22 protein-coding genes are annotated in these 21,728 nt (G+C 63.2%); 18 read left to right on the top strand and 4 right to left on the bottom strand.

Annotated elements, in window-relative coordinates:
- The first annotated feature begins 27 nt into the window (after positions 1-27).
- Positions 28-297 (top strand): hypothetical protein, encoded by a 270-nt coding sequence (locus CXY83_RS16050; protein WP_104198311.1) that lies wholly within the window; start codon positions 28-30, stop codon positions 295-297.
- Here CXY83_RS16050 and arsA read toward each other — a convergent pair.
- Positions 294-2,045 carry an arsenical pump-driving ATPase gene (gene arsA, locus CXY83_RS16055; protein WP_104198312.1) on the bottom strand — a complete coding sequence of 584 codons (1,752 nt, stop codon included), beginning with the start codon at positions 2,043-2,045 and terminating at the stop codon, positions 294-296. The two genes, CXY83_RS16050 and arsA, sit on opposite strands and share 4 nt — an antisense overlap.
- Positions 2,046-2,049: 4 nt before the next feature.
- Positions 2,050-2,445, bottom strand: a complete 396-nt coding sequence (arsD, locus tag CXY83_RS16060; RefSeq protein WP_104198313.1) for an arsenite efflux transporter metallochaperone ArsD — start codon at positions 2,443-2,445, stop codon at positions 2,050-2,052.
- A gap of 96 nt (positions 2,446-2,541) precedes the next feature.
- Between arsD and arsM the strand changes: the two genes are divergently transcribed.
- The 12 genes from arsM to CXY83_RS16120 all read left to right on the top strand — a co-directional run bounded on the left by arsM (position 2,542) and on the right by CXY83_RS16120 (position 14,741).
- Positions 2,542-3,294 carry an arsenite methyltransferase gene (gene arsM / locus CXY83_RS16065; RefSeq protein WP_104198314.1) on the top strand — a complete coding sequence of 251 codons (753 nt, stop codon included), beginning with the start codon at positions 2,542-2,544 and terminating at the stop codon, positions 3,292-3,294.
- Between the two features lie 134 nt (positions 3,295-3,428).
- The gene (locus tag CXY83_RS16070; protein WP_104198315.1) at positions 3,429-3,782 is read left to right on the top strand and encodes a helix-turn-helix transcriptional regulator; all 354 of its coding nucleotides are present in this window, start codon (positions 3,429-3,431) and stop codon (positions 3,780-3,782) included.
- On the top strand, positions 3,779-4,465 hold the full coding sequence (locus tag CXY83_RS16075; RefSeq protein WP_104198316.1) for a cation transporter: 687 nt from the start codon (positions 3,779-3,781) through the stop codon (positions 4,463-4,465). Before CXY83_RS16070 ends, CXY83_RS16075 begins: the two co-directional genes overlap by 4 nt.
- Before the next feature lie 118 nt (positions 4,466-4,583).
- Positions 4,584-5,897 (top strand): MFS transporter, encoded by a 1,314-nt coding sequence (locus CXY83_RS16080; RefSeq protein WP_369831174.1) that lies wholly within the window; start codon positions 4,584-4,586, stop codon positions 5,895-5,897.
- A 166-nt stretch (positions 5,898-6,063) separates the two neighbouring features.
- On the top strand, positions 6,064-6,555 hold the full coding sequence (locus CXY83_RS16085) for a hypothetical protein (protein WP_104198317.1): 492 nt from the start codon (positions 6,064-6,066) through the stop codon (positions 6,553-6,555).
- Positions 6,556-6,790: 235 nt separating this feature from the next.
- Entirely contained in the window at positions 6,791-7,240 is a 450-nt protein-coding gene (locus CXY83_RS16090) for a DUF305 domain-containing protein (protein WP_369831175.1), read from the top strand.
- Between the two features lie 140 nt (positions 7,241-7,380).
- Positions 7,381-8,232, top strand: a complete 852-nt coding sequence (locus CXY83_RS16095; protein WP_104198319.1) for a M23 family metallopeptidase — start codon at positions 7,381-7,383, stop codon at positions 8,230-8,232.
- A gap of 121 nt (positions 8,233-8,353) precedes the next feature.
- Complete coding sequence (locus CXY83_RS16100; protein WP_104198320.1) at positions 8,354-9,178, top strand: hypothetical protein; 825 nt, start codon at positions 8,354-8,356, stop codon at positions 9,176-9,178.
- A gap of 187 nt (positions 9,179-9,365) precedes the next feature.
- Positions 9,366-9,665 (top strand): SHOCT domain-containing protein, encoded by a 300-nt coding sequence (locus tag CXY83_RS16105; RefSeq protein ID WP_233201014.1) that lies wholly within the window; start codon positions 9,366-9,368, stop codon positions 9,663-9,665.
- The gene (locus CXY83_RS16110) at positions 9,665-11,125 is read left to right on the top strand and encodes a multicopper oxidase family protein (protein ID WP_104198322.1); all 1,461 of its coding nucleotides are present in this window, start codon (positions 9,665-9,667) and stop codon (positions 11,123-11,125) included. The genes CXY83_RS16105 and CXY83_RS16110 overlap by 1 nt, the downstream gene beginning before the upstream one ends.
- Before the next feature lie 48 nt (positions 11,126-11,173).
- Positions 11,174-11,560 carry a metalloregulator ArsR/SmtB family transcription factor gene (locus CXY83_RS16115; RefSeq protein ID WP_104198323.1) on the top strand — a complete coding sequence of 129 codons (387 nt, stop codon included), beginning with the start codon at positions 11,174-11,176 and terminating at the stop codon, positions 11,558-11,560.
- Positions 11,561-11,930: 370 nt separating this feature from the next.
- Positions 11,931-14,741, top strand: coding sequence for an AMP-binding protein (locus CXY83_RS16120; protein ID WP_104198324.1), 2,811 nt, complete (start codon positions 11,931-11,933; stop codon positions 14,739-14,741).
- A 348-nt stretch (positions 14,742-15,089) separates the two neighbouring features.
- Here the strand turns inward: CXY83_RS16120 and CXY83_RS16125 are convergent, their stop codons facing one another.
- Positions 15,090-15,731, bottom strand: a complete 642-nt coding sequence (locus CXY83_RS16125; protein WP_104198325.1) for a TetR family transcriptional regulator — start codon at positions 15,729-15,731, stop codon at positions 15,090-15,092.
- 93 nt (positions 15,732-15,824) lie between these two features.
- On the opposite strand from CXY83_RS16125, the gene bioB reads away from it, so the two are divergent.
- Genes bioB through bioD form a run of 5 tightly spaced genes read left to right on the top strand, consistent with a single transcriptional unit; the run spans position 15,825 to position 21,189 of the window.
- Positions 15,825-16,880, top strand: a complete 1,056-nt coding sequence (gene bioB, locus CXY83_RS16130) for a biotin synthase BioB (protein ID WP_104198326.1) — start codon at positions 15,825-15,827, stop codon at positions 16,878-16,880.
- The gene (bioA, locus tag CXY83_RS16135) at positions 16,873-18,201 is read left to right on the top strand and encodes an adenosylmethionine--8-amino-7-oxononanoate transaminase (protein ID WP_104198327.1); all 1,329 of its coding nucleotides are present in this window, start codon (positions 16,873-16,875) and stop codon (positions 18,199-18,201) included. The genes bioB and bioA overlap by 8 nt, the downstream gene beginning before the upstream one ends.
- The gene (locus CXY83_RS16140; RefSeq protein ID WP_338144898.1) at positions 18,201-19,355 is read left to right on the top strand and encodes an 8-amino-7-oxononanoate synthase; all 1,155 of its coding nucleotides are present in this window, start codon (positions 18,201-18,203) and stop codon (positions 19,353-19,355) included. The genes bioA and CXY83_RS16140 overlap by 1 nt, the downstream gene beginning before the upstream one ends.
- Positions 19,355-20,467 carry a cytochrome P450 gene (locus CXY83_RS16145; RefSeq protein WP_104198328.1) on the top strand — a complete coding sequence of 371 codons (1,113 nt, stop codon included), beginning with the start codon at positions 19,355-19,357 and terminating at the stop codon, positions 20,465-20,467. The genes CXY83_RS16140 and CXY83_RS16145 overlap by 1 nt, the downstream gene beginning before the upstream one ends.
- Complete coding sequence (bioD, locus tag CXY83_RS16150; RefSeq protein WP_104198329.1) at positions 20,464-21,189, top strand: dethiobiotin synthase; 726 nt, start codon at positions 20,464-20,466, stop codon at positions 21,187-21,189. Before CXY83_RS16145 ends, bioD begins: the two co-directional genes overlap by 4 nt.
- 150 nt (positions 21,190-21,339) lie before the next feature.
- On the opposite strand, the gene CXY83_RS16155 is transcribed toward bioD, so the two are convergent.
- Positions 21,340-21,660 (bottom strand): hypothetical protein, encoded by a 321-nt coding sequence (locus CXY83_RS16155; protein ID WP_104198330.1) that lies wholly within the window; start codon positions 21,658-21,660, stop codon positions 21,340-21,342.
- Between the last annotated feature and the right edge of the window lie 68 nt (positions 21,661-21,728).

A 21,728-nucleotide genomic window follows, 5' to 3' on the forward strand; every position in this document is an offset into this window, starting at 1 on the left:
GCGTGCCATATAGGTCAGACTAGACCAATGATCACCCTGCAGCAGGATGCCGATGGCTTCATCCGCATGAACCGGCACTTTCCCGACACCACGCTCATCAGCATCAGCTTCACAGAGGGGTCGGTGGGAGAATTCACCGGGGCCCAGTTGAACGCCATCTTTGACGACGCCCTGGCCGAGTTTCGCGGTCAGAACCGCCTCGAGGGAGCAAAAGGTTTTTCGCGGGCGCCAGCGAAAACCGTGCATCCCACGAAAAACATCACCGTCATCAAGGTGCACCCCGAAATGGCCCGCTAGCCGCGACCGGGCGCAGTCAGCGCAGTCAGCCTGTCCACGCCGATCGGTTCATCGGCCAGTAACGGCACGATCGCAACCCGATCGGCGTGGTCGAACACCCTGTCGATCTGGGTGACTTCGTTGGCGGCGCGCGCCAGCAAAAACGGTGACTCGGGGCGCGCTGCGGCAATGGAATTGTTGACTACCCAGCCCCACGGCTGGATTCCGGCTCGCTGAAGATCCTGCTGAAGCTCCTCGGCCTCGAGCACCGGCGTCGTCTCGGCCAGGGTGACAAGCAACACCTTGGTCAGCGCGGAATCCTGCAGCCGCATCAACGGGGTCACGAACGCCATGCCCTCCCCCATCTGACGCGCGATTTCACGATGGTACGACCCCGTGGCATCGAGCAACAGTAAGGTGTGGCCGGTCGGAGCGGTATCAACGACAACGAATTCGTGCCGCGATTCATGTACGGCCTTCGAGAACTGCCGAAACACCGCGACCTCATCGGTGCACGGCGAGAGCAGGTCTTCGGCCAGGGCAGCCCGGCCGTCGTCGTCGAGATTCTTGCCCTTGGTAGCCATGACGTGATTTCGATACTCCCGAATCGCCTCGTCCGGGTCGATGCGCGAGACGCGCAGCCCCGGCAGGGTTCCGTGCAGTGTGTCCACCAGGTGGGCCGCCGGGTCCGTCGTGGTCAGGTGCACCGCATGGCCGCGCCGAGCGAGGGAAACCGCGATTGCCGCAGCGATCGTGGTTTTGCCGACGCCGCCTTTTCCCATGCATAAAATCAGGCCGTGACCGGCCTGTTCCAGCTCGTCGACGAACTGGCCGAGCGGGGCATTCGGCACTTCGACCGGGGTCTGCGGCGATACTCCGTTATCGTTGTCGGCTTGAAACAGGTCGCGCAGCGCTCTGATACCCGTCATGTTGCCGGTTTTGAGCGCGAGCAGATCACGCGGCAGGATAGCGATGGTCGGCGGAATACCGTCCAGCGCGGCCGACTCGCGTGTGCGCACCGCTGCGGCTATCGGCTCTGTTCCCGCGCCAACTGGCAGCAGTCCATTGATAACGACATAGCCACCAAGAATTCCGATCTGCGCCAGCTCAGCGTGCGTGCGATCGATCTCGCTCAAAGCGGATGCCTGCGCGCGCGCCACGAGCACCAGCCGCGTACGCCGCGGGTCGGCCAGAGCAGCGACCGCAGCCGCATACACCGTCTTATGCTTCTCCAGCCCGGATAGCGGGCCGAGGCACGACGGATCACCCTTACCCGCGTTGAGAAACTCCGTCCAGGAGCCGGGCAACTGCAGCAGGCGGATGGTGTGTCCGGTCGGCGCGGTGTCGAACACGATGTGGTCGTAGGTCTGGAGCAGGCTGTCATCGGTCAGCAGGTTCGTGAACTCGTCGAACGAGGCAACCTCGGTTGTACACGAACCGGACAGGCCCTCAGCAATGCTGGCCAGCTCGCGCTCCGGCAAAAGTCCCCGAACCGGGGCGATGATGCGTTCGCGATAGGCATCCGCGGCCTGCTCCGGGTCGATTTCGAGGGCGCTGAGACCGGCAATGGCCTCAATCAGAGTGACCGTGTTGCCGATCGTGACGCCGAATACCTGCCCGATGTTGGATGCCGGGTCGGTACTCACCAGCAACACTCGGCGGCCCCGGGTGGCCAGCTCGATGGCCGAAGCGCAGGCAACGGATGTCTTGCCGACGCCACCCTTACCGGTGAAAAACAGAAAGCGGGGCGGGTCTTTCAAAAACTTCATGGTGCTAGCAGCAGCCGGTGGCGCCGCCGCAGCATCCGCTTTCAGATTTTTCGGTCAGGCCGAGCTGGACTCGCTCGGCTGGCTCGCTCGTGACGGGAGCGAGGCCGGCGAAGGCGAGCAGTTGGGTTTTCGAGGGATAGGCACCGGTCGCGACGGTGACACCATCGACGACGGTGAGCGGCAGACCGGTCGAACCGACGACGTGCATGAAGGCGCGCACGGTCTCATCCGTGGTGAAAGCGAGCGGGTCGGTGGCCAGGTTATGGCGCTGGATGTCAGCGCCAAGGTCCTGCAGACTGCGCACGGTCGCGGTCACCTCGACCAGGGACTGGTCGACATCGACGCCACAGACTCCGGTGTCGCAGCACAGTGCCGGTTCGTAGATTCGGATGGCAGCCATGTGGATCTCCCTCAAAAGTTGAGCCTTCACTCGTTATATCGATAAGAATCAATGTAGCAGTAGGCTGGTGCCGCATCTACCGGAAGGGATCAATTCATGACCGAGAAATCTGAGATCACGGAACGTGTTCGCGCACGCTACGCGACGGCCGCAGTGCAATTGAGTGACGTCTCGAGCACGTCGTGCTGCGTGCCGACCGATTTGGGCAACGGCGACGTGTTCGGCTCCGCGCTCTACACCGGAAACGAAAATTTAGAGATACCCGAAGAGGCGTTTCTGGCCAGTCTGGGCTGCGGCAATCCGACAGCTGTCGCCGACCTGCACCCGGGAGAAACGGTGCTCGACCTCGGCTCCGGCGGCGGTATCGACGTGCTGCTCTCCGCACGTCGTGTGGGCCCAACGGGCTTCGCCTACGGGCTCGATATGACCGATGAGATGCTCAGGCTTGCCCGAGCTAATGCGGCGAAGGCCCAAGCCACCAACGTGGAGTTCATCAAGGGTCAAATGGAAGCCATCCCCCTGCCCGATGCAACCGTCGACGTGATCATCTCCAACTGCGTAATCAACCTGTCCACCGACAAGAATGCGGTGATCTCCGAGATGTTCCGGGTTTTGAAGCCCGGCGGGCGCCTCGGAATCTCCGACGTGGTGGCCGAAAACCACCTGAGCGCAGAGGACCGCATCGAGCGCGGCAGTTACACCGGTTGCATCGCCGGGGCCCTCTCGAACCAGGAATACCTGGACGCGCTCGCCGCAGCAGGATTTCTCGACGCGACTGTGGAATACACCCACGAAGTCGCCCCCGAAATGCACGGGAGCATCGTGAAGGCGGTCAAACCCAGCGCCTAGTCCCGGGCGCTTTTTTCCAGGGAGCGGCCGGTCCCCACGAGCAGCAGTCCTGAACCAGAAAGCGGGATCGCTACAGCCCGAGATGACAGTGCATGTGCTTGCGGATACGTCAGTGACCACTGTAACGTCAGTGCATGCTGACTAGTGCCTCACGTCTGGATGTACTGAATCGGCTCGGGCGGGCCTTGGCGGATCCGACCCGATCGCGGATTCTACTGAGCCTGCTGGACACCCCTGGGTATCCCGGCCAGCTCGCAGACGGGCTGCGGCTGACGCGCTCGAATGTGTCGAACCACCTGAGTTGCCTGCGCGGTTGCGGCATCGTGGTGGCCACGCCGGAAGGTCGGTCGACGCGATACGAGATTGCCGACCCGCATCTGACGCGTGCGCTGGTCGCGCTGGTCGACGTGGTCCTCGCCGTCGATGACGGTGACGCGTGCGCAGATGACACCTGTGACGTACCCCTGTGTTGCAGAGCCGAAACATGAGCGCGCCCTCACCCCTTCACCTTCCGGCGCTGGGCCCGATTCGCAAACGCCTCCTCCAGCGCCGGATCCGCTGGATCGTCGCGATCACGATTTGCTACAACCTCATCGAGGCCGTCATCGCCCTCGCGGCCGGATCCATCGCGTCGTCGGCTGCGCTGATCGGGTTCGGCCTTGACTCAATCGTGGAGGTACTTTCCGCTGCCGCGATTGCCTGGCAGTTCGCTGCGCCAGAACCAGAGCAACGGGAGAAGCTCGCGTTGCGCGTGATCGCGTTCTCCTTCTTCGCTCTCGCCGCGTACGTCAGCATCGACGCCGCGCTGTCGATCATGGGGTTACGCACACCCGAATACAGTCCGGTCGGTATTGTGCTCACGGCCATCAGCCTGGTGGTCATGCCGGTTCTGAGCTATTTCGAACGCCGCATCGGCCGCGAGCTCGGTTCCGCCTCGGCGGTCGCCGATTCGAAGCAGACCCTGCTGTGCGCGTATCTCTCGGCCGCGGTACTCATCGGGCTCGCGCTGAACGCCATACTCGGCTGGGCCTGGGCTGATGCGGTCGCCGCGCTGGTTATCGCGGGTTTCGCGGTCCGAGAGGGCAGTGCAGCATGGAAAGGCGACACGTGCACCACACCGGTATCCGCGCTGACCGGTGAACGCACCCTTGAGCATGAGGCCGGCACCTAAGAGTCCATGCCGGGCAATGGCTTACGACCGAACTGCGGGGCATTGTGCAATAATCTGCGTATGAATGCAGATAAGGACATGTGCACGCTTGATGCGGATGTGATCGTCCAAGCTGGGCATGCCGTCGTGGGCACACCGGCGCACCACCGGCATCCGCTCGAGCGAGCCATTGACACACACTGTGCGGTCGCTCATGCTTGAGGTCCTACGCAACCGAACGTATCGCCGATTGTTCAGCGCGCAAATTGTCGCTCTGATCGGCACCGGAATGCTCACTGTAGCCCTCGGCCTCCTCGCGTTCGACCTCGCCGGCGGTGACGCCGGGATAGTGCTCGGCATCGCACTGACCATCAAGATGCTCGCCTACGTCGGCGTCGCCCCGGTCATTTCCGCGCTGACCACGCACGTGCCACGCAAGACCCTGTTGGTATCAGCGGATGCACTCCGCGCGATCGTCGCGCTCTCCCTGCCGTTCGTCACCGATGCCTGGCAGATCTACGTGCTCATCTTCGTGCTGCAAGCCGCTTCAGCCACCTTCACCCCCGCGTTCCAAGCCCTCATCCCGGAGGTCCTGCCGAGGGAGAGCGAGTACACCCGGGCGCTGTCGCTGTCGCGACTGGCCTACGACCTCGAATCGCTCCTCAGCCCGATTCTCGCCGCCGCCCTCTTAACCGTTATCAGCTACCACTCCCTTTTTGTGGGAACGATCGTCGGGTTCGCTGGCTCCGCCCTGCTCGTGTTCACCGCCACTCTGCCGGCTCATCAGGTGGCCGTGACAACACCATTCTCGGAGCGCCTCACCCGCGGCGTTCGCGTCTTCTCGCGCACACCGCAATTGCGCGCCCTGCTGGCCATGAACATGGTCGTCGCAACGTCGACCAGTATGGTCATCGTCAACACCGTCGTGCTTGTGCAAAGCCATTTAGGCCGCGCTCAGTCCGACTTTGCTCTCGCCCTCGCCTGCTACGGATTCGGGTCCATGCTCGTCGCTCTTGCGCTGCCCCGGATACTCGAGCGCTTTGACGACCGAAACGTCATGCTGCTCGGCTGTGCGGTGTTGCCCGCCGGGCTTTTGGCCCTCGCCGGTCTTGTTCTCGCGCCGCTAATACCCCTGACCTGGCCTGGTCTCCTCGTGATCTGGTTCATACTCGGCGCCGCGACCGCACTCATCCTGACGCCATCGGCGCGACTGTTGCGCCGCTCTTCCGACGAGACCAGCCGACCGGCCGTTTTCGCCGCCCAGTTTTCTCTGTCCCATGCCTGTTTCATCGTCACCTACCCACTGGCCGGGATACTCGGCGCCCAGCTCGGGTTGGCGCCAACGGCGACCGTACTGGCCGGTATCGGGATACTCTCTGGGATCATTGCGTTTCGGGCCTGGACGACTCAGTCGACACCTCTGGCACGGGCGGAATCAACGATCACCATCTGAGAGATGGTGGTCTTGATCGATCGCGATGGCGGCGGAATGTGCTGTCGAAATCACGGTTTTGGCTCGGGTAAAACCGGCACTCAGGATTCGCCGCTGGCCGTGCGGTATTCTGCAAGAGAAGACATTGGGCAGTTCAGCAGGGGCTGCTGGCAGAGAAGTAGGTGAAATGACGCTGGATCGTGCGGTGCGACGACTACGCGCGCCCGCCTCTGCGTCTCCGTTCGTCTCCTTGCTCGCTCTTGCCGCGCTATTGTTCGCAGTTTTCGCCGTTCATTCCGAAACCGCCGGGCACGCCATGCCCGCGCTGGTCCCCGCATCATCTGCTGCTGCTGCATCATCGGCTGCTGCTGCATCATCGGCTGCTGCATCATCGGCTATTGCGGAGCACCAGACGTCGGTGACGGGTATGGCTGCAGTCATGCCAGCTCCCGTCTTCGCGGCGATCGCGTCCGGAAGCCTCCACGGGATGCTTGAATGCGCTCTGCTGGCGATGATGTGCGTTCTGCTACTGACTCTCGTCGTTCTGGTATTTCTGACTCGGCTACCGGCCAGGTATCGACGCCTGCTCGATACCTGCGTGATGTCGAGCTCCTGGCGCATCAGCGCCCAACCGCGTCAGCGGCCCAGTCTCACCCTTCTCTCCATCTGTCGCGTTTAGACCGAGATGCAGTTCCGAGCCAGCACGTGGTCGGAACTTTGCCGTGCCCGCTGGCACCGGTTTCTACCGCTAACAGACGAATGGATGAACGATGCTCTACCCCCGAACTTTCTTGTATGCTGCCGTGACCTTGGCAGCAGCTCTCACTCTCAGCTCATGCTCTGGAGGCAGCCCCGCCGCCGAATCAGCGGGCCCTGCTGCCAGCCAAAGCACAGCGGCGTTTGACTCCGCCGACGTGACCTTTGCCCAGATGATGATCCTCCATCATGAACAGGCCGTTCAAATGAGCGACGAGCTACTCGCCAAGGACAACCTCGATCAAAGCGTGGTCGACCTCGCGACCGAGATCAAGGCTGCGCAGAAACCGGAGATCGCCCAGTTGAAAGACTGGTTGACGGCGTGGGGCGAAGAGGAGAACAGTATGTCGGACATGTCCGGCATGGGCGGCAGCTCTGCTGGGATGATGTCCGACGACGACATGATGGCGTTGCAGCACGCCTCGGGAGCAGACGCCAGTTCCTTGTTCCTGAAACAGATGACTGCGCACCACGAGGGGGCCGTCGCGATGGCTCAGCTCGAAATCGATAATGGTGAGAATGCGGATGCCCAGGCGATGGCCGCCAATATCGTCAAGACGCAGTCGGCTGAAATCGCCGTCATGGCCGAGCTTCTCACCTCGCTCTAGAGCGGCACCTTCGGGGCGGGTTCTTCTCTGGAAGGCCGGCCCCGGGACACCACCATTCGTTTTCTGAATCACCTGCAAGGACATATTCATGTATCGCCGTCAATTTTTTCATCTGATAGGTATTTCCGGGACGGTGTTCCGTGGATAACACCGGTCACGTCGCCACGGCGCCGCCCATCCCCGGTGTCATTCCACCGATGTCACGCCGCGATATCCGCGCTATGGAGAACATGGTGCGTGCGGGCCGATCCGGCTCATCGAAAACTGCGCCACCGGTTAAAGCCACCTCTCGGCCCATCCCGCTGCGCCAGCGTGCTGCGGCCGCCAGCGCCATGGCGATGATCGCGCTCTTTGCGGTCGGCGCGTCCCTTCCCGCACTCGCGGTGAACATAGAACCACCGCAGGCGGCAGCTGCGAGCGCCACGAAGACGGCCGATCTACAAAGTGTCACCGCCGCGGGTACAACATCCGTTCCCTTTCAACGTGACGGGTACACCATCACGGAAGCACCTGAACCGGCCTCGTACACCACGGTTGCCAGCGATGGAAAATACGCCAGCCTGAGTCCGGGCCAGCTCAGCGATCAAGGCTGGGCTCTACCTGTCCTGGGCCGAATATCGAGCCCGTTCGGTTCTCGGCCGAACAAACCAGTTGATGGTGTCGGCGACTTTCACAACGGCACCGACATTGCCGCCCCCTGCGGCCAGCCCGTCTTCGCGGCGACCGGAGGAAAAGTTGTCACCTCGGGCTATCAGGGCTCCTATGGCAACTGGGTTCTCATCGACCACGGCAAAGGCATCGAGACGGGTTATGCCCATAACAGTCAGCTCCTCGTTGATTCCGGTCAGATGGTTGTAGCCGGTGAAATCATTGCCATAGTGGGATCAACGGGTGCGTCCAGCGGCTGCCACCTGCACTTTGAAACGCGCGTCGACGGTGATGGCATCGATGCAGAAACATTCATGAGCGCCCGAGGAGTCACTCTTGGTTAAAATCAACCGATCAACACGCCGGATCAGTGCGTTATCCGTACCGCTCGTCAGCCTCATGGTTCTGACGGGGTGTTCGGCCAACGATGGAGATCCGACAGCGGTATCGCCCAGCACTGCCGCCATGGCGAACGCTTTCGAACACGTGCATGGACTCGGCGCCGATCCTCTCACGGGAGACACCTACGCGGCCACGCACCAGGGGGTGTGGCTCATCCCGACCGGAATGCTGCCAGACACCTATCTGACCGGAGCGCCACGAGCAGACCTGACCCAACCGATGCAGCTCGCCGGCCTGGCGCAGGACACGATGGGCTTCACCGTGGCCGCGCCCGGCCAGTTGATGGCATCGGGCCACCCTGATCCGGCCGAACCCAGCGATCTGGCGCTTCCCAATTTGGGACTTATCTCCAGCACAGACGGTGCGTCTTCCTGGACACCGCTGTCGCTGGCCGGCAAGACCGATTTTCACGATTTGGATGCCGTCCCCCTCGACGACGGTACCCTTCGTGTCTACGGTTACGACGCGGGAGCTGGGACCATTTCCGTCAGTGACGACTCCGGCCTCACGTGGTCAGCGGGAGCTCAGCTCGCACTCCGCGACCTGAGCGCAGATCCAGCCCAGGTCGATCTGCTCTACGCCACGACCGCCGCGGGCGTTCTGGTGAGCACCGATGCGGGGCGCTCATTCACCGCGTTGGACGGAGCACCGGGGCTACTGCTTCTGGATTTTGCCGGCGGCGGATTGGTCGGCCTGGATCCCGACGGCGGAGTCTGGCGCCAGGACGCCGAGACGTGGACGCAAACCGGAACGACCGGTCGCACCCCCGAAGCGTTCACCGTCGTCGGCGGATCCTCACCCTGGATCCTCGTCGCGGACGCCACCGGCATCGCCGCCAGCAGTGACTACGGCAACACCTGGACCACACTGGTATCGGTGTCCAGCTAGCCGGCACACCGCCGAACGACACCGGGATACCTCACTGCCCCAGCGCGTGGCACACCCCAGACGACGTGATTGGCTTGTTGTCCCACGTGCACTCCTGCACCGGCCCAGGCACCGGCCTTTTATCCGATCTGAATATGTTCGGCTGACTTCCAGCAGGAAAAGATACCCCCAGAGGTATCATTACGTATTGACTGATCACGAAAGGAATCACATCATGATGTGGAGCAATGGAAGTATGGGGTGGTTCTGGGGGTTCGGATTGATGGCTTTGGTCGGCGTCGCCATTCTCGTGTACATCGTCATTCGTTTATCTACAAAAAACGGGCAGAGTGGCCCCTCGTCGCCGGCTGTCCAGGCACCGCCGGCTGTTCCCGCGTCGCCCGATCTCACCAGCGCGCGGAAAATCCTCGACGAGCGTTTCGCTCGCGGGGAGCTAACACCAGAGCAGTACCGCGAGCAGATACGGGTGCTCGCCGAAGGCCGATGATGGCTGACATCAGCCGCCGAAACGCTCTCATTCTGGGCGGGGTAGGAATTGGCGGGGTAGCCATCGGAGGGACTGGCTTGCTCGTGAATCAACAATCAGTCAGGCCGCTGGCCTCAGAGTCTGCGTCCGGGGCCATTTTCGTTCAGCCCACCGAATTGCGCAGCTCCAAAGGCGTGCTGTCGGTGGCATTGGAGTCGTCGTCTCAGCACGTGAGCATTGCCGGTAAGGACGTGCGCGCGCTCAGTTACAACGGGGGTGTTCCAGGCCCCACACTGCGTGTTCGAGCCGGCGATATTCTCAATGTCAGCCTACGTAATGGCCTGACCGATCCGAGCAACCTGCACGTGCACGGCCTCCACGTCTCTCCGAAGAACAACAGCGACAACGTGTTCGTCACGATCAAAGCCGGCGAATCCTTCGACTACCAGTACGAACTGCCCGACAATCACGCACCGGGCGTGTACTGGTATCACCCGCACCACCACGGCTTTGTCGCCGACCAAGTGTTCGGAGGTCTCTATGGCGCCATCATCGTGGAAGACCCTGAGGAGATTCCCGCCACCCGGGAGCGCGTCCTTGTCATCTCCGACATCACCTTCGATTCATCCGGCACCATTTCAGCTGCCACCGAGATGGATAAAATGACGGGCCGGGAGGGCGAGCTCGTTCTGGTGAACGGGCAGCGTGATCCCCTGCTGAGCGCCAGCCCCGGCGAGCGGGAACGCTGGCGAGTCATCAACGCCTGCACCTCCCGCTATCTGCATCTTCGACTCGACGGACAGCAACTCACCCTCCTGGGCATCGACTCCGGCCGGTTCGAATCCGCCCGCAACGTTGACGAAGTCGTCCTGGCTCCGGGCAATCGCGCAGACCTGCTCGTGACGGCACGCGCTGGCACATCCACCCTGCGCGCGCTCCGTTATGAGCGTGGCACGTCGGGCGGAATGATGGGCGGCGGCACGTTCAGTTCCGCTGATGTCGCACTGGCCACGTTCGCAGTCGCCGGCGCCGACACCGCCGCATTCGCCGCTGTGCCCGACCAACTCTCACCAACGGACTTGCGTTCTTCTACCGTCACCGCCCGACGCGAATTGGTGTTCGCCATGGGAATGGGGGGCGGCATGAACGGCGGAATGATGTCAGCCACGATCAACGACCGCACCTTTGATGCCACCCATGTCAACACGACCGTACAATTTGGAAGCATCGAAGAATGGACCCTCACCAACACCAGCACTCTCGATCACCCCATACACCTGCACGTCTGGCCGATGCAGATTATTGAACAGGATGACCGACCAGTCGAGTCGGTGATCTGGCAGGACGTCGTGAACATACCGGCACGCAGCACTGTACGAGTTCGGGTCAAGTTCGATGATTTCAGCGGGCGAAGCGTCTACCACTGCCATATCCTCGACCATGAAGACGCCGGCATGATGGGCATCATCGACGCCCGCTGAACGAGGGAACCCCGGGATGCCCCAACGAGTATCTGCTATTATTTGCGCATGGATGCAGATAAGCGGCTATGTGGTCATCTTCCCGAGGGCGACTTCGTCGAACTCGCCGTAGAAATCTTCTCGATGCTGGCGGACGCTACCCGGGTGCGTCTGATTGTCGCGCTGCGAGACGCGGGAGAGCTGTCGGTGGGCCATCTGGCCGAAATCGTCGACAAGAGCCCTGCGTCGGTGTCGCAGCATCTGGCGAAGATGCGCCTGGCACGCATCGTGGCAACACGACAAGAGGGCACACGCATTTTCTACCGCCTCGAAAACGAGCATGCCTCGCAGCTCGTGCGCGACGCGATCTTCCAAGCCGAGCACAGCCTTGGCGGCACGCCTCGCCACCACCACGCTGACCTTGCATCGACAAGCGCGGAGGCTGGCAGCGCATGACGGACTAACTGTCAGATGCGCCAATCCGCACCGGAGGCCGCGTCCTCGCAACACCCCCATCGATCGTCCGCACGGACAGCCGCCTGCCCGAGGTTCGCTGGGCCGGCCTAGCGCTGCTGCTATTCCTCATCGCCTGGTCCCTGCAACTCGCTGGCGCACCGGCGCCCCTGTGGTGGGGGATCTATCTTGCGTGCTATCTCGCTGGCGGGATGCCGGGCTCGCGAACCACGGTCGCAACCGCCCGACTGGCCTTGCCCCGTTTGTGGACACGGGTTCAGTGGCGAAATGAACTTTCGCGGTCCGTGAGATTTCTTGAAATGTAGGGTATCCTTACCTAACTAGCCCGTGCGCACCGTTCGAAAGTTTTCTCGTGCTCCACACCATGCCCGCACCACGACTGACCCTCCTCAATGGTTCAGACGACGACGTCGCATTCGTCGCCGCCAGTGGAGATTTCAGCTACGCCCAGCTGGCCAGGATGGTCGCCATACGCCGTCTCGAGCTTGGTAGTGTCCGCCGACTCGTGATGCTGGAAGCAGCAAATGCCATCGAGCCGATCGTCACCTACCTTGCAGCCTTGGAAGGCGGCCACCCGGTGCTTCTGGTTGCACCGGGTGACGATGAAGCATCACGGACTCATCGCGCGTCGCTGGCTGAACGGTTCGACCCTGATGTCATTGCCGTCCATGGCGAGGACGGCCCGGGCCTGCGGAAGATACGGCCCGGCTCCACGCACAGCTTCTCCGACGACCTCGCTATGCTCGTCAGCACCTCTGGGTCCACCGGGTCGCCGAAGCTCGTTCGGTTGTCCCGGCAAAACCTGCTGAGCAACGCACAAGCAATTGCGGCGTACCTGCGCATCACTCCTGCTGACCGGGCAGCAACCACGCTGCCGATGCACTACTGCTACGGCCTCTCGGTTCTGAACAGCCACCTCGTGTCGGGAGCGAGCGTCGTCCTCACCGAGCGATCGGTGGCCGACGCGACGTTCTGGGACGAAGCCGAGACACATCGGATCACTTCTTTTGCCGGCGTGCCTTACACCTTCGAGCTTCTCGAGGCGGGCGATTTCACCGATCGGTTGCCAGTGAGCATCCGCTACCTCACCCAGGCCGGCGGCCGCCTCGCCCCAGAAGCGGTGCGCCGCTTCGCACGCCTCGGTGAGCGTCGCGGGTTCGAATTCTTCGTGATGTACGGACAGACAGAGGCTACTGCGCGAATGGCGTACGTGCCCGCGGAGCTCGCCGACCACGCCGCCGGCAGCATCGGCCGCCCCATCCCTGGAGGCCACCTGCGCATCGATGCCGAGGCGGGAGCCGACGTCGGCGAACTCGTCTACGAAGGCCCCAACGTCATGCTCGGCTACGCCGAAACACCCGCCGACTTCGCGTTGGGGCGCACGGTCCACGAACTTCGCACCGGCGATCTCGCCCGGCAAAGCGAGGACGGCATGTTCGAGGTCGTCGGACGGCTCAACCGATTCGTGAAGGTGTACGGACTCCGGGTCGACCTCGATTCCGTCCAACGTCTCCTCGCCGAGGAAGGAATCGAAGCCCGTACGGCAAGCTCCGGAGAACGCTTGCTCGTATTCATCCGTGCAGCCCGGCACGTTGACAGGGCACGAACCCGCGCCGCCGCGCGACTCGGCATCCCCACGCACGCGATACGCGTCTACCCCGTTAGCGAGTTTCCTCGCACAGCCAGCGGCAAGCCCGACCTTGCCTCGCTCGTCCGGTACGCCCAGATGATCGACGCCCAGGAGGCGCCGACAGCAGCGAACCCCGGGCAGGTCGCACTCTCCGACCTGATCCGTAACCTGTTCATCGTGCTCCTCGGGCGCCCAGACGCGACCATCGACGACACTTTCGCCGGGCTCGGCGGGGATTCGTTGAGCTACGTCGAGGTGGCCCTGCGGCTGGAGGATCTCCTCGGGGCGTTGCCGCGGGATTGGCCAGCACAATCGGCCCGGCACCTCGCGTCCTCGGCCTTCGCCCCTCCCCCACAGACCGACAGCACGGCCGTGGGCGAAACGGCGAAGCGTGGAGCGGTGACAGTTGGAGTGTGGAGGGCCCGCTTTCCCCGGGTCGAGACTCCCGCCGTTCTCCGCGCACTTGCAATCGTGCTGATCGTCGGCACCCATGCCGACCTGATCACGGTTCAGGGCGGAGCACACCTGCTGCTCGCCGTCGCCGGATACAACCTGGCCAGGTTTCAGCTCGCCGACGTTGCAGGGGCCACGCGCGTTCGCCGCCTGCTCAGAAGCGCAGCCCAGATCGCGATTCCGGCCACGCTCTGGATAGGGGCCGTCGCCGTGTTCACCGGCAAGTACACCTGGACCACAGCGCTGCTGGTCAATAACCTCGTCCCCGGCGACGGCAAGTGGAACGAGCAATGGCAATTCTGGTTTCTCGAGGCCGCCGTCTGGACCATGCTCGGCTTTGCTGCAATGTTCCTCATTCGCCCGATCGACCGCCTCGAACGACGGCACCCGTGGGCGTTCCCGGTCGTCTTGTTCGCGGCAGCCGTCACGACCCGATTCGCACTCGTCGGCATCGAAGCAGAAGGAATTGAACGCTACACCCCGGTCACCGTGCTCTGGTCTTTCGTGCTCGGCTGGGTCATCGCCCGCGCCGACAATAGCTGGAAGTGTGTGGCGGCATCGGCGGCGGCGATCGTCGGCACGATCGGATTTTTCGGGGATCCAGCGCGCGAAGCAGTCGTGGTGGCCGGAATACTGTTGCTGATCTGGGTGAAACGGTTGCGGATGCCACGCGCCCTCGTTCCGGCCGTTCGACTGCTGGCCAGCGCATCCCTGTTCATCTACCTCACCCACTGGGTCGTCTACCCGACTTGGGAGGCCAGCGCCCCCTGGTTCGGAACGGTCTCGTCACTCACCATCGGTGTCGCGGCGTGGTACCTGTATCGCCTGATCGGCCGAGCACTCAATCACGCTGCCAGCACAGGCTCGAGGAGCCGAACCCCCTTGCAATCCGAACTTGAACCGGTCCACATCAACGGATCGAGCCAACCGTGCATGAATCGTTGGGCAGCGGATGGGAGTGGGGGATTTCGCTCCCAAGACATGAATTCCCACGCGCCAGAAGTGGTGCCGGTGGGTTCGTCTGCTGAGCGGGCCGGACTGCCGGTGATTCTGCCCAAGGCCGTCGCTGGGGAGGAGTGAGCATACTAATCAGTCAGGCCAAAATTACGTGCAATATCTCTATATACGGGCACATCCCAGACTCGCAAGAGAAAGCGGCAGTGTGACGGTGCTCACGATCAAGGAGAATTCCGTCGGGGATACACGCGGCCAGACAGCAGATCCGGATCAGGCGCGGACACGCAGGCCCGCCGACATGCTTTCAACGGTCGACCACGGCACCTTTCGCGCGGACTGCGGCTTGTGCAACATCGGGCGTTCTCGAAACTCGCGACCTGGGGCACGATCGCGTTCGAATGCGCTTTCATCCTCGTGCTATCGCCATTCCGGCTGCCGCCCTGTCGATCGTGAGACTCGTCTTCCTCGATTTCAACTGTCGGCGTGTAGCTGTTTTCTTGGAACAGCGCGTTGATCCTCGGTTGCGAGGTCGATCACGGTGCAGGGTGCGGAGGTGGCGGCGCCGAGGCCGCGCAGGAATGCGTCAACTCCGAAGATGAATGCTTCGGTCGTGTAGGCGGTCGACTCTTCGCTGGCGGCGACGCCGGCCAGGATCAGCTCGGCGTGGGTCTGCTCTTCAGCCACGGCGCCGAGGATGTAGTGGGTGAGCGCTCGGGCGCCCCACTCGGCCTGCCTCAGAGTTAGATTGGAGGGAAGCGTGTCACGCAGTCGCTGCAATGGCGCCAATTGCCTCGGATTGAGGGCTTGGGCCACCGAGACCACCTCGGCTCCGTCTTTGACGGACGTCAATGCTGTGCGAATATCCAGCGCAGCCTGGCGCGCGTCGGCCCGGTCGGAACGCGCCCCTACTTGATCTGTCCATGCCGGCGTCGTCGCGAGGATGCGGTCGGCGAGCAGTACGAGCAGGTCTTGCTTACTCTTGACGTGCCAGTACAGAGCGCCGGGTTGCACCCCGAGGTTCTTGGCAAGGTTGCGCATGGACAGCGAGGCGAGACCGTAGCTGCGCAGGATCGTCATCGCGGCGTCGACGATATGTTCCCGCGACAGTGCCATGTGAATCCTCCGTCGGGCTGAGTAGGTCCTAATGCACCTTCACGGGCACGATCCGGGCAATCAATGCCGGACGTCTAAGTCTATACTTGAACAGTGTTCAATAAATTTGAAATAATTGCCGCCCAGCAGCTGAATGACGGTACGCTCACCCGCACTGACGCTCTCACCATCCTTCGCAGCAACGACGACGAGTTGATGGAGTTGATAGCCGCCGGTTCCCGGCTCCGCCGTGCCCACTTCGGCAACATGGTCAAGGTGAACTATCTCGTGAACCTGAAATCCGGGCTGTGCCCGGAGGATTGCCACTATTGCTCCCAGCGACTAGGTTCAGCCGCGCAGATCCTGAAGTACAGCTGGCTGAAGCCCGAGGAAGCTGTCGAGCAGGCGACCGTTGGGATTCGGGCGGGCGCATCCAGAGTCTGTCTCGTCGCCAGTGGCAAAGGACCGAGCAACCATGACGTCGCTCGGGTTGCCGACATGGTCGACCGTCTGAAAGAGGAGCATCCGCAGGTGGAAGTCTGCGCCTGTCTCGGCATCCTTAAGGAAGGGCAGGCCGAAAAGCTGCAGGCCGCCGGGGTCGACGCGTACAATCACAACCTCAACACCAGCGAATCTCGCTATGCCGATATCTGCACCACCCACGAATACGAAGATCGGGTACGGACGGTGGGGCATGCCAAAGATGCGGGACTTTCGCCGTGCTCCGGGTTGATCGTCGGCATGGGCGAGTCCGACGACGAGCTGATCGATGCGGTGTTCGCGCTGCGCGACCTTGGCAGCGAATCGATCCCGGTGAACTTCCTGATGCCATTCGATGGCACGCCGCTTGAGGGCACGTGGCTGCTCACTCCCGGTGCCTGCCTGCGCATCCTCGCGTTGGTCCGCTTTGCCTGCCCCCGCACCGAATTACGAATGGCCGGCGGTCGCGAGATGCACCTGCGCTCGCTTCAACCGCTCGCACTACAGGTCGCCAATTCCCTGTTTCTCGGCGACTACCTGACCAGCGAAGGCCAGGAGGCCCAGGCAGATCTTGCAATGATCGCCGACGCCGGCTTTCAGGTTCTGGGTGCCACACCCAGCGCTGACCACCATTCCGGGGTCACTCTCCGCCAGCGGGGAGCCGGCACGCACGTCGCGCCCAATGCCTAAGTCCCGTGCCGCTGCGCGGTCCCTCGTGGAGCGTGATCGCGGTTTGGTCTGGCACCCATACGCAGCGCTCAACGGTCCGGCGCCGTACGAGGTCACCGGCGCATCCGGGGTGCGATTGCACCTCAGGTCGGAGGACGGCACCCGTTTCGAGGCAATCGACGGCATGAGCTCCTGGTGGAGTGCCATCCATGGTTACCGGAATCCCGTCCTCGACGAGGCACTCCGGAAACAGATCGATCAATTCAGCCACGTGATGTTCGGCGGACTCACCCACGAGCCCGCGGTGCGACTGGCCGAACAACTGGTGAACCTCGCACCCGAGCCACTCGCGCACGTGTTCTTCGCCGATTCCGGATCCGTCTCGGTGGAGGTCGCCCTCAAACTGGCCGTCCAGTATCAAGCGTCTGCTGGCCGTCCTCGCCGCCAACAATTCTTAGCGCTTCGGGGCGGCTACCACGGGGACACCGTCGGGGCGATGAGCGTCTGCGACCCGATCGATGGAATGCACTCCGCATTCCCCAACCTGATACCAGCCCAGCTGTTCCTTCAGCGGCCACCCAAAGCCACCCTTATCGATGGCCGGCTCGTCACCGACGATGTAGCCGTCGACTCTTGGGTGGAGGCGATGGAGGAGACGATCCTCAGGCACAGTGCCGAGATCGCCGGCATCATCGTAGAACCGATCCTGCAAGGCGCGGGAGGTATGTATGTATACGCGCCACGGTGTCTGAAAGCTCTGCGGCGGGTAGCAACCCAACACGGCATCCTGCTGATCTTCGATGAGATCGCGACCGGATTCGGCCGAACCGGCAAGTTATTCGCCACCGAATGGGCCGGCATCGCTCCCGATGTGATGTGTGTGGGGAAGGCGCTCACCGGCGGCTATCTCACGCTCGCGGCGATGCTGTGCACGGCCGAGGTGGCGACGATAGTTGGGCAATCCGCGCCGGGCGTGCTCCTGCACGGTCCGACGTTCATGGCGAATCCGCTCGCCTGCGCCGTGGCGAGCGCGTCGCTCGGATTGCTGAACGGTTGGGAATCACGGGTCTCACGGATCGGTGCCGCTCTAGCCACAGCGCTTGCACCCGCCGCCTCGTACAGTTTCGTGCGAGAGGTGCGCGTCCTCGGGGCGGTCGGTGTTATTGAACTCGACGGCCCCGTCGATGTGGTCGCAGTCACCCGCGCGGCGCTCGAGCGGGGAGTGTGGCTGAGGCCGTTCCGCAATCTCGTCTACACAATGCCGCCCTACGTGAGCAGCTCGCAGGACATCACGAACATTGCTGAAGCCATCGGTGGAGCCATTGCGCAGGTGCACGGCTGATGGGAACAATGCAAGACCGGCTTATCGATGCAGCACGGGTGCGCGACCGCCGCGGGACCGTGCGTGCCACCCGGATCTCACCGGGCACGGACGAAGATGCTGGAACGGGAGCGCTTGATCGTCCCCTCGACCTCGCATCCAACGATTACCTCGGCCTGTCGACCGATTCGCGGTTGAAGGCCGCCGCGATCACAGCAACCGAACGGTACGGCACGGGGGCGCGCGCATCCCGCGTGGTGACGGGCACACTTCCCATTCACAATCACCTCGAACAGTCGTTGGCCGAACTGACAGGTCAGCCCGCCGCACTCGCCTTCTCCAGCGGCTATGCAGCTAACCTCGGCATCCTGACCGCTCTCGGCGGACCGGACACCCTCATCCTCATCGACGCCCACATCCACGCGTCCCTTGTCGATGCAGCCCGGCTATCGCGCTCTCCGGTCACAACGATCCCCCACTCGAACTTTGCCGCGCTCAACGACCTGCTGGCCAACCGTACCCAGACCCGAGCGATCGTCGTCATCGAATCCATCTATTCCGTGCTTGGAGACGCCCCGAACCTTCTCGACGCCGCTATGCTCTGCGCCACGCACGACGCACTGCTCGTCGTGGACGAGGCCCACGGAGTCGGAGTGCTCGGAGCGGGGAGGGGAGGCGTATATGCCGCCGGCCTCGCGGGAGCAGACCACGTCGTCGTGACCGCCACGCTCTCCAAAGCATTGGGAGCGCAGGGCGGCGCCGTGCTCGGATCGGAAATGCTGCGGGACCACCTCGTCAACACCGCCCGCAGTTTTATTTTCGACACCGGACTCGCCCCGGCGCCAGCGGCCGCTGCGGCTGCTGCATGTCGCATCATCCTCGCCGAGCCAGCCCGAGTGGATGCGCTTCATCGCGTCGCGAGCCTGATCGCCTCGTCCTGCGGAGTGGATCGTGCAGCCGGACCCGTACAATCAATCCGCGTCGGATCGCCCGACATCGCCGTGAAGGTGACAGAGCGGCTGCGCGACGAGGGCATTCTTGTCGGCTGTTTCCGCCCACCAAGTGTTCCGGATGGAATCTCACGGTTGAGACTGACGGCGCACGCAGACACCGACCCCGCCCGGCTGGTCTGGGCAACCGCCCTCATGACCTCGATGCTCCTGGACGGAAACTGATGCCCGCGAACGCAGTGCACCTCCCAACGGAGGCGAGAACGCCCCCCACGAAATATCACGTCGTGCGCGATCCCGGCGAGGTGCGGGAAGTGTTCCGCCGCGTCGACGAGTTCGTGCCGACGAACGCTCTGACGACTGTGGTTCCGCTCTGCACGGCGGCCTTGCGCGTGCTCAGTCGCGCGCGCTTCGCCCTGCCACCGGTGCTCGCCTCCGCGACCGGCGACCGGCATCGCGCCGTCCGAAAAATGGTCGGCGCTTTTTTCACTCCAGCTAAGGTCGCCGCGGTCGGCCCGCGCGTGACGAAGCTGACCCGACAGCGCTGCCAGGCCGCCGCAGAGGCACTGGCAAGCGGACCGATCGACCTCGCGGATATCATCGGCCGCCGCATCCCACCCGTGATTATGCAGGAGCTGACGGGGTTCGACTGTCCCGACCTGATGCTGCTCAAACGGTGGAGCCGGGACTCGCTCGAATTATTCTGGGGATGGCCCGACGAGGAACGCCAAGTCGTGCTCGCCACCAGCGCGGCCGAATTCTATGCGTGGCTGCGCGAGACCGTCGTTGCGAGCAAGGGAGACGATTCGCTGTTCGGCGTGCTCGACGCCGCCGGGCTGAGCACCCCCGAGATCTGCTCCCTCGGCTACTTCCTTGTGATCGCTGGGCAGGAGACGACGGCGCAGTTGATCAACATTGCGTTCTACCGCGCGCTCCAGAATAGGACGTTGTGGCACGAGCTGTCGCAGGGAGCATCGGCCGCTGCGTTCGTCCGGGGGCTGCTCGCTTCCGAGTCGTCCGTCCACACCTGGCGTCGAGTGGTGGCCACGGAGAGCATGCTGGGGGGAGTAAATCTGCCCGCCGGTGCGGAGATCCTGCTTGAGCTCAGCGGGCATCATCCGGAAGATGCCACGCCCACCGCGTACTCCCTCGCGTTCGGCCACGGGCTCCATCGGTGCCTTGGCGCCAAACTCGCGGAACTCGAAACCATCACCGTGCTCGAGGAGACCGCGCGCGCGTTCCCCACGCTCGTGCTCACGGGGCGGGATCCCGAATGGATTCGACTCCTTTCGTTCCAGACGCCGACGACGGTCATGGCTGCGCTGGAGGCCACATGACGGTCGCCACCGAAACCCCCATCCTCTTCGTCACCGGGACCGACACGGATGTGGGCAAAACGATCACCGCCGCCGCCCTTGCGTGCGCACTGGCTGTGCTTCCGAGCCCTCCGAAGAGCACCTCGAGCGTAGCCGTCGACAAGCCCACACAGACCGGCGTCCTGCCGGGCGAACCGGGTGACATGGGCGAGGTCGCCCGACTCTCCGGCGTCCGCTCCGTCACTGAGGGCATCCGACTGGGGGCACCGATGGCCCCAGTCGCCGCAGCGGCCCGTGAATTCGCGACGCTGCCCACTCTCGGCGAGCACCTAGAACGCATCCACCGACTGACCCGAAACCACGACCGGGTTGTCGTCGAGGGTGCGGGCGGCCTGCTCGTACGCCTCGACCGGTTCGGTCACACGCTCGCCGACCTGGCCGCGTCATTCGGACACGATGCCGCGGCCATCGTGGTCTGCCGAAGCGGGCTCGGCACACTCAACCACACCGAACTGACATTGGAGGCGCTTCGGAATCGTGGCATCCCCGTCGCGGGTATCGTCATCGGATCCTGGCCCAACGACCCGTCTGAAATTGAGCTCGACAATCGCCGGTATTTCGAGTCGCTGGGCGTACCGCTGCTCGGGGCAATCCCCGCAGGATCGTCGCACCTGGATCCTGCGGTCTTCCGTAAAAGCGCGGCGGGCTGGCTCCCTCTGTCGACTCCTCGGACACCAGACTAGGGACCGTTTCACAATAGCGGTTCCCTCAGCCGTGCGCTCGTCAAGTTACTGCGACAATCTGACTTGAGCGGTTGCCGTTCCAGTCGAACATGACGGTGCCACATTCGAGACCATCGACATGAGAACTAACGGTGCCGTGACCTGCGCTGGCTATCCTGCTTGAACAGAACCCAAGCGCTCCCAGACGCGGTGCGCCGGGAGTAGACCGAGGATGCCTTCCGTGGACGCGGCGGCATCGCCGAAGACCACGCCGGCCGTGTCCGCGGAGAAGCTCACGCTATTGAATTGGTCGCGAGCCGTATCGGCGATGGCGATGGCCTTGCCGTGGCGGCATGCTTCCTCCAGCAGCTTGACCACCCAAGGATCACTCGACGCGGCGAGTACGAGCACCGCGTCAAGTTCGGCGCTGGTGGCGGTGGTGAAGGCACGCTGGACCGGGATTCTTCCGAGTTGATGGTGGCCGGCAGGCACGCTGATCCGCTGCGTCGTTGAACGGACGAAAACTGGGATCCGGGGTTTCATAGGCCAGACACCATCGA

The sequence above is a fragment of the Cryobacterium sp. M15 genome (assembly GCF_002929675.1).
GTDB classification, from domain to species: domain Bacteria; phylum Actinomycetota; class Actinomycetes; order Actinomycetales; family Microbacteriaceae; genus Cryobacterium; species Cryobacterium lyxosi.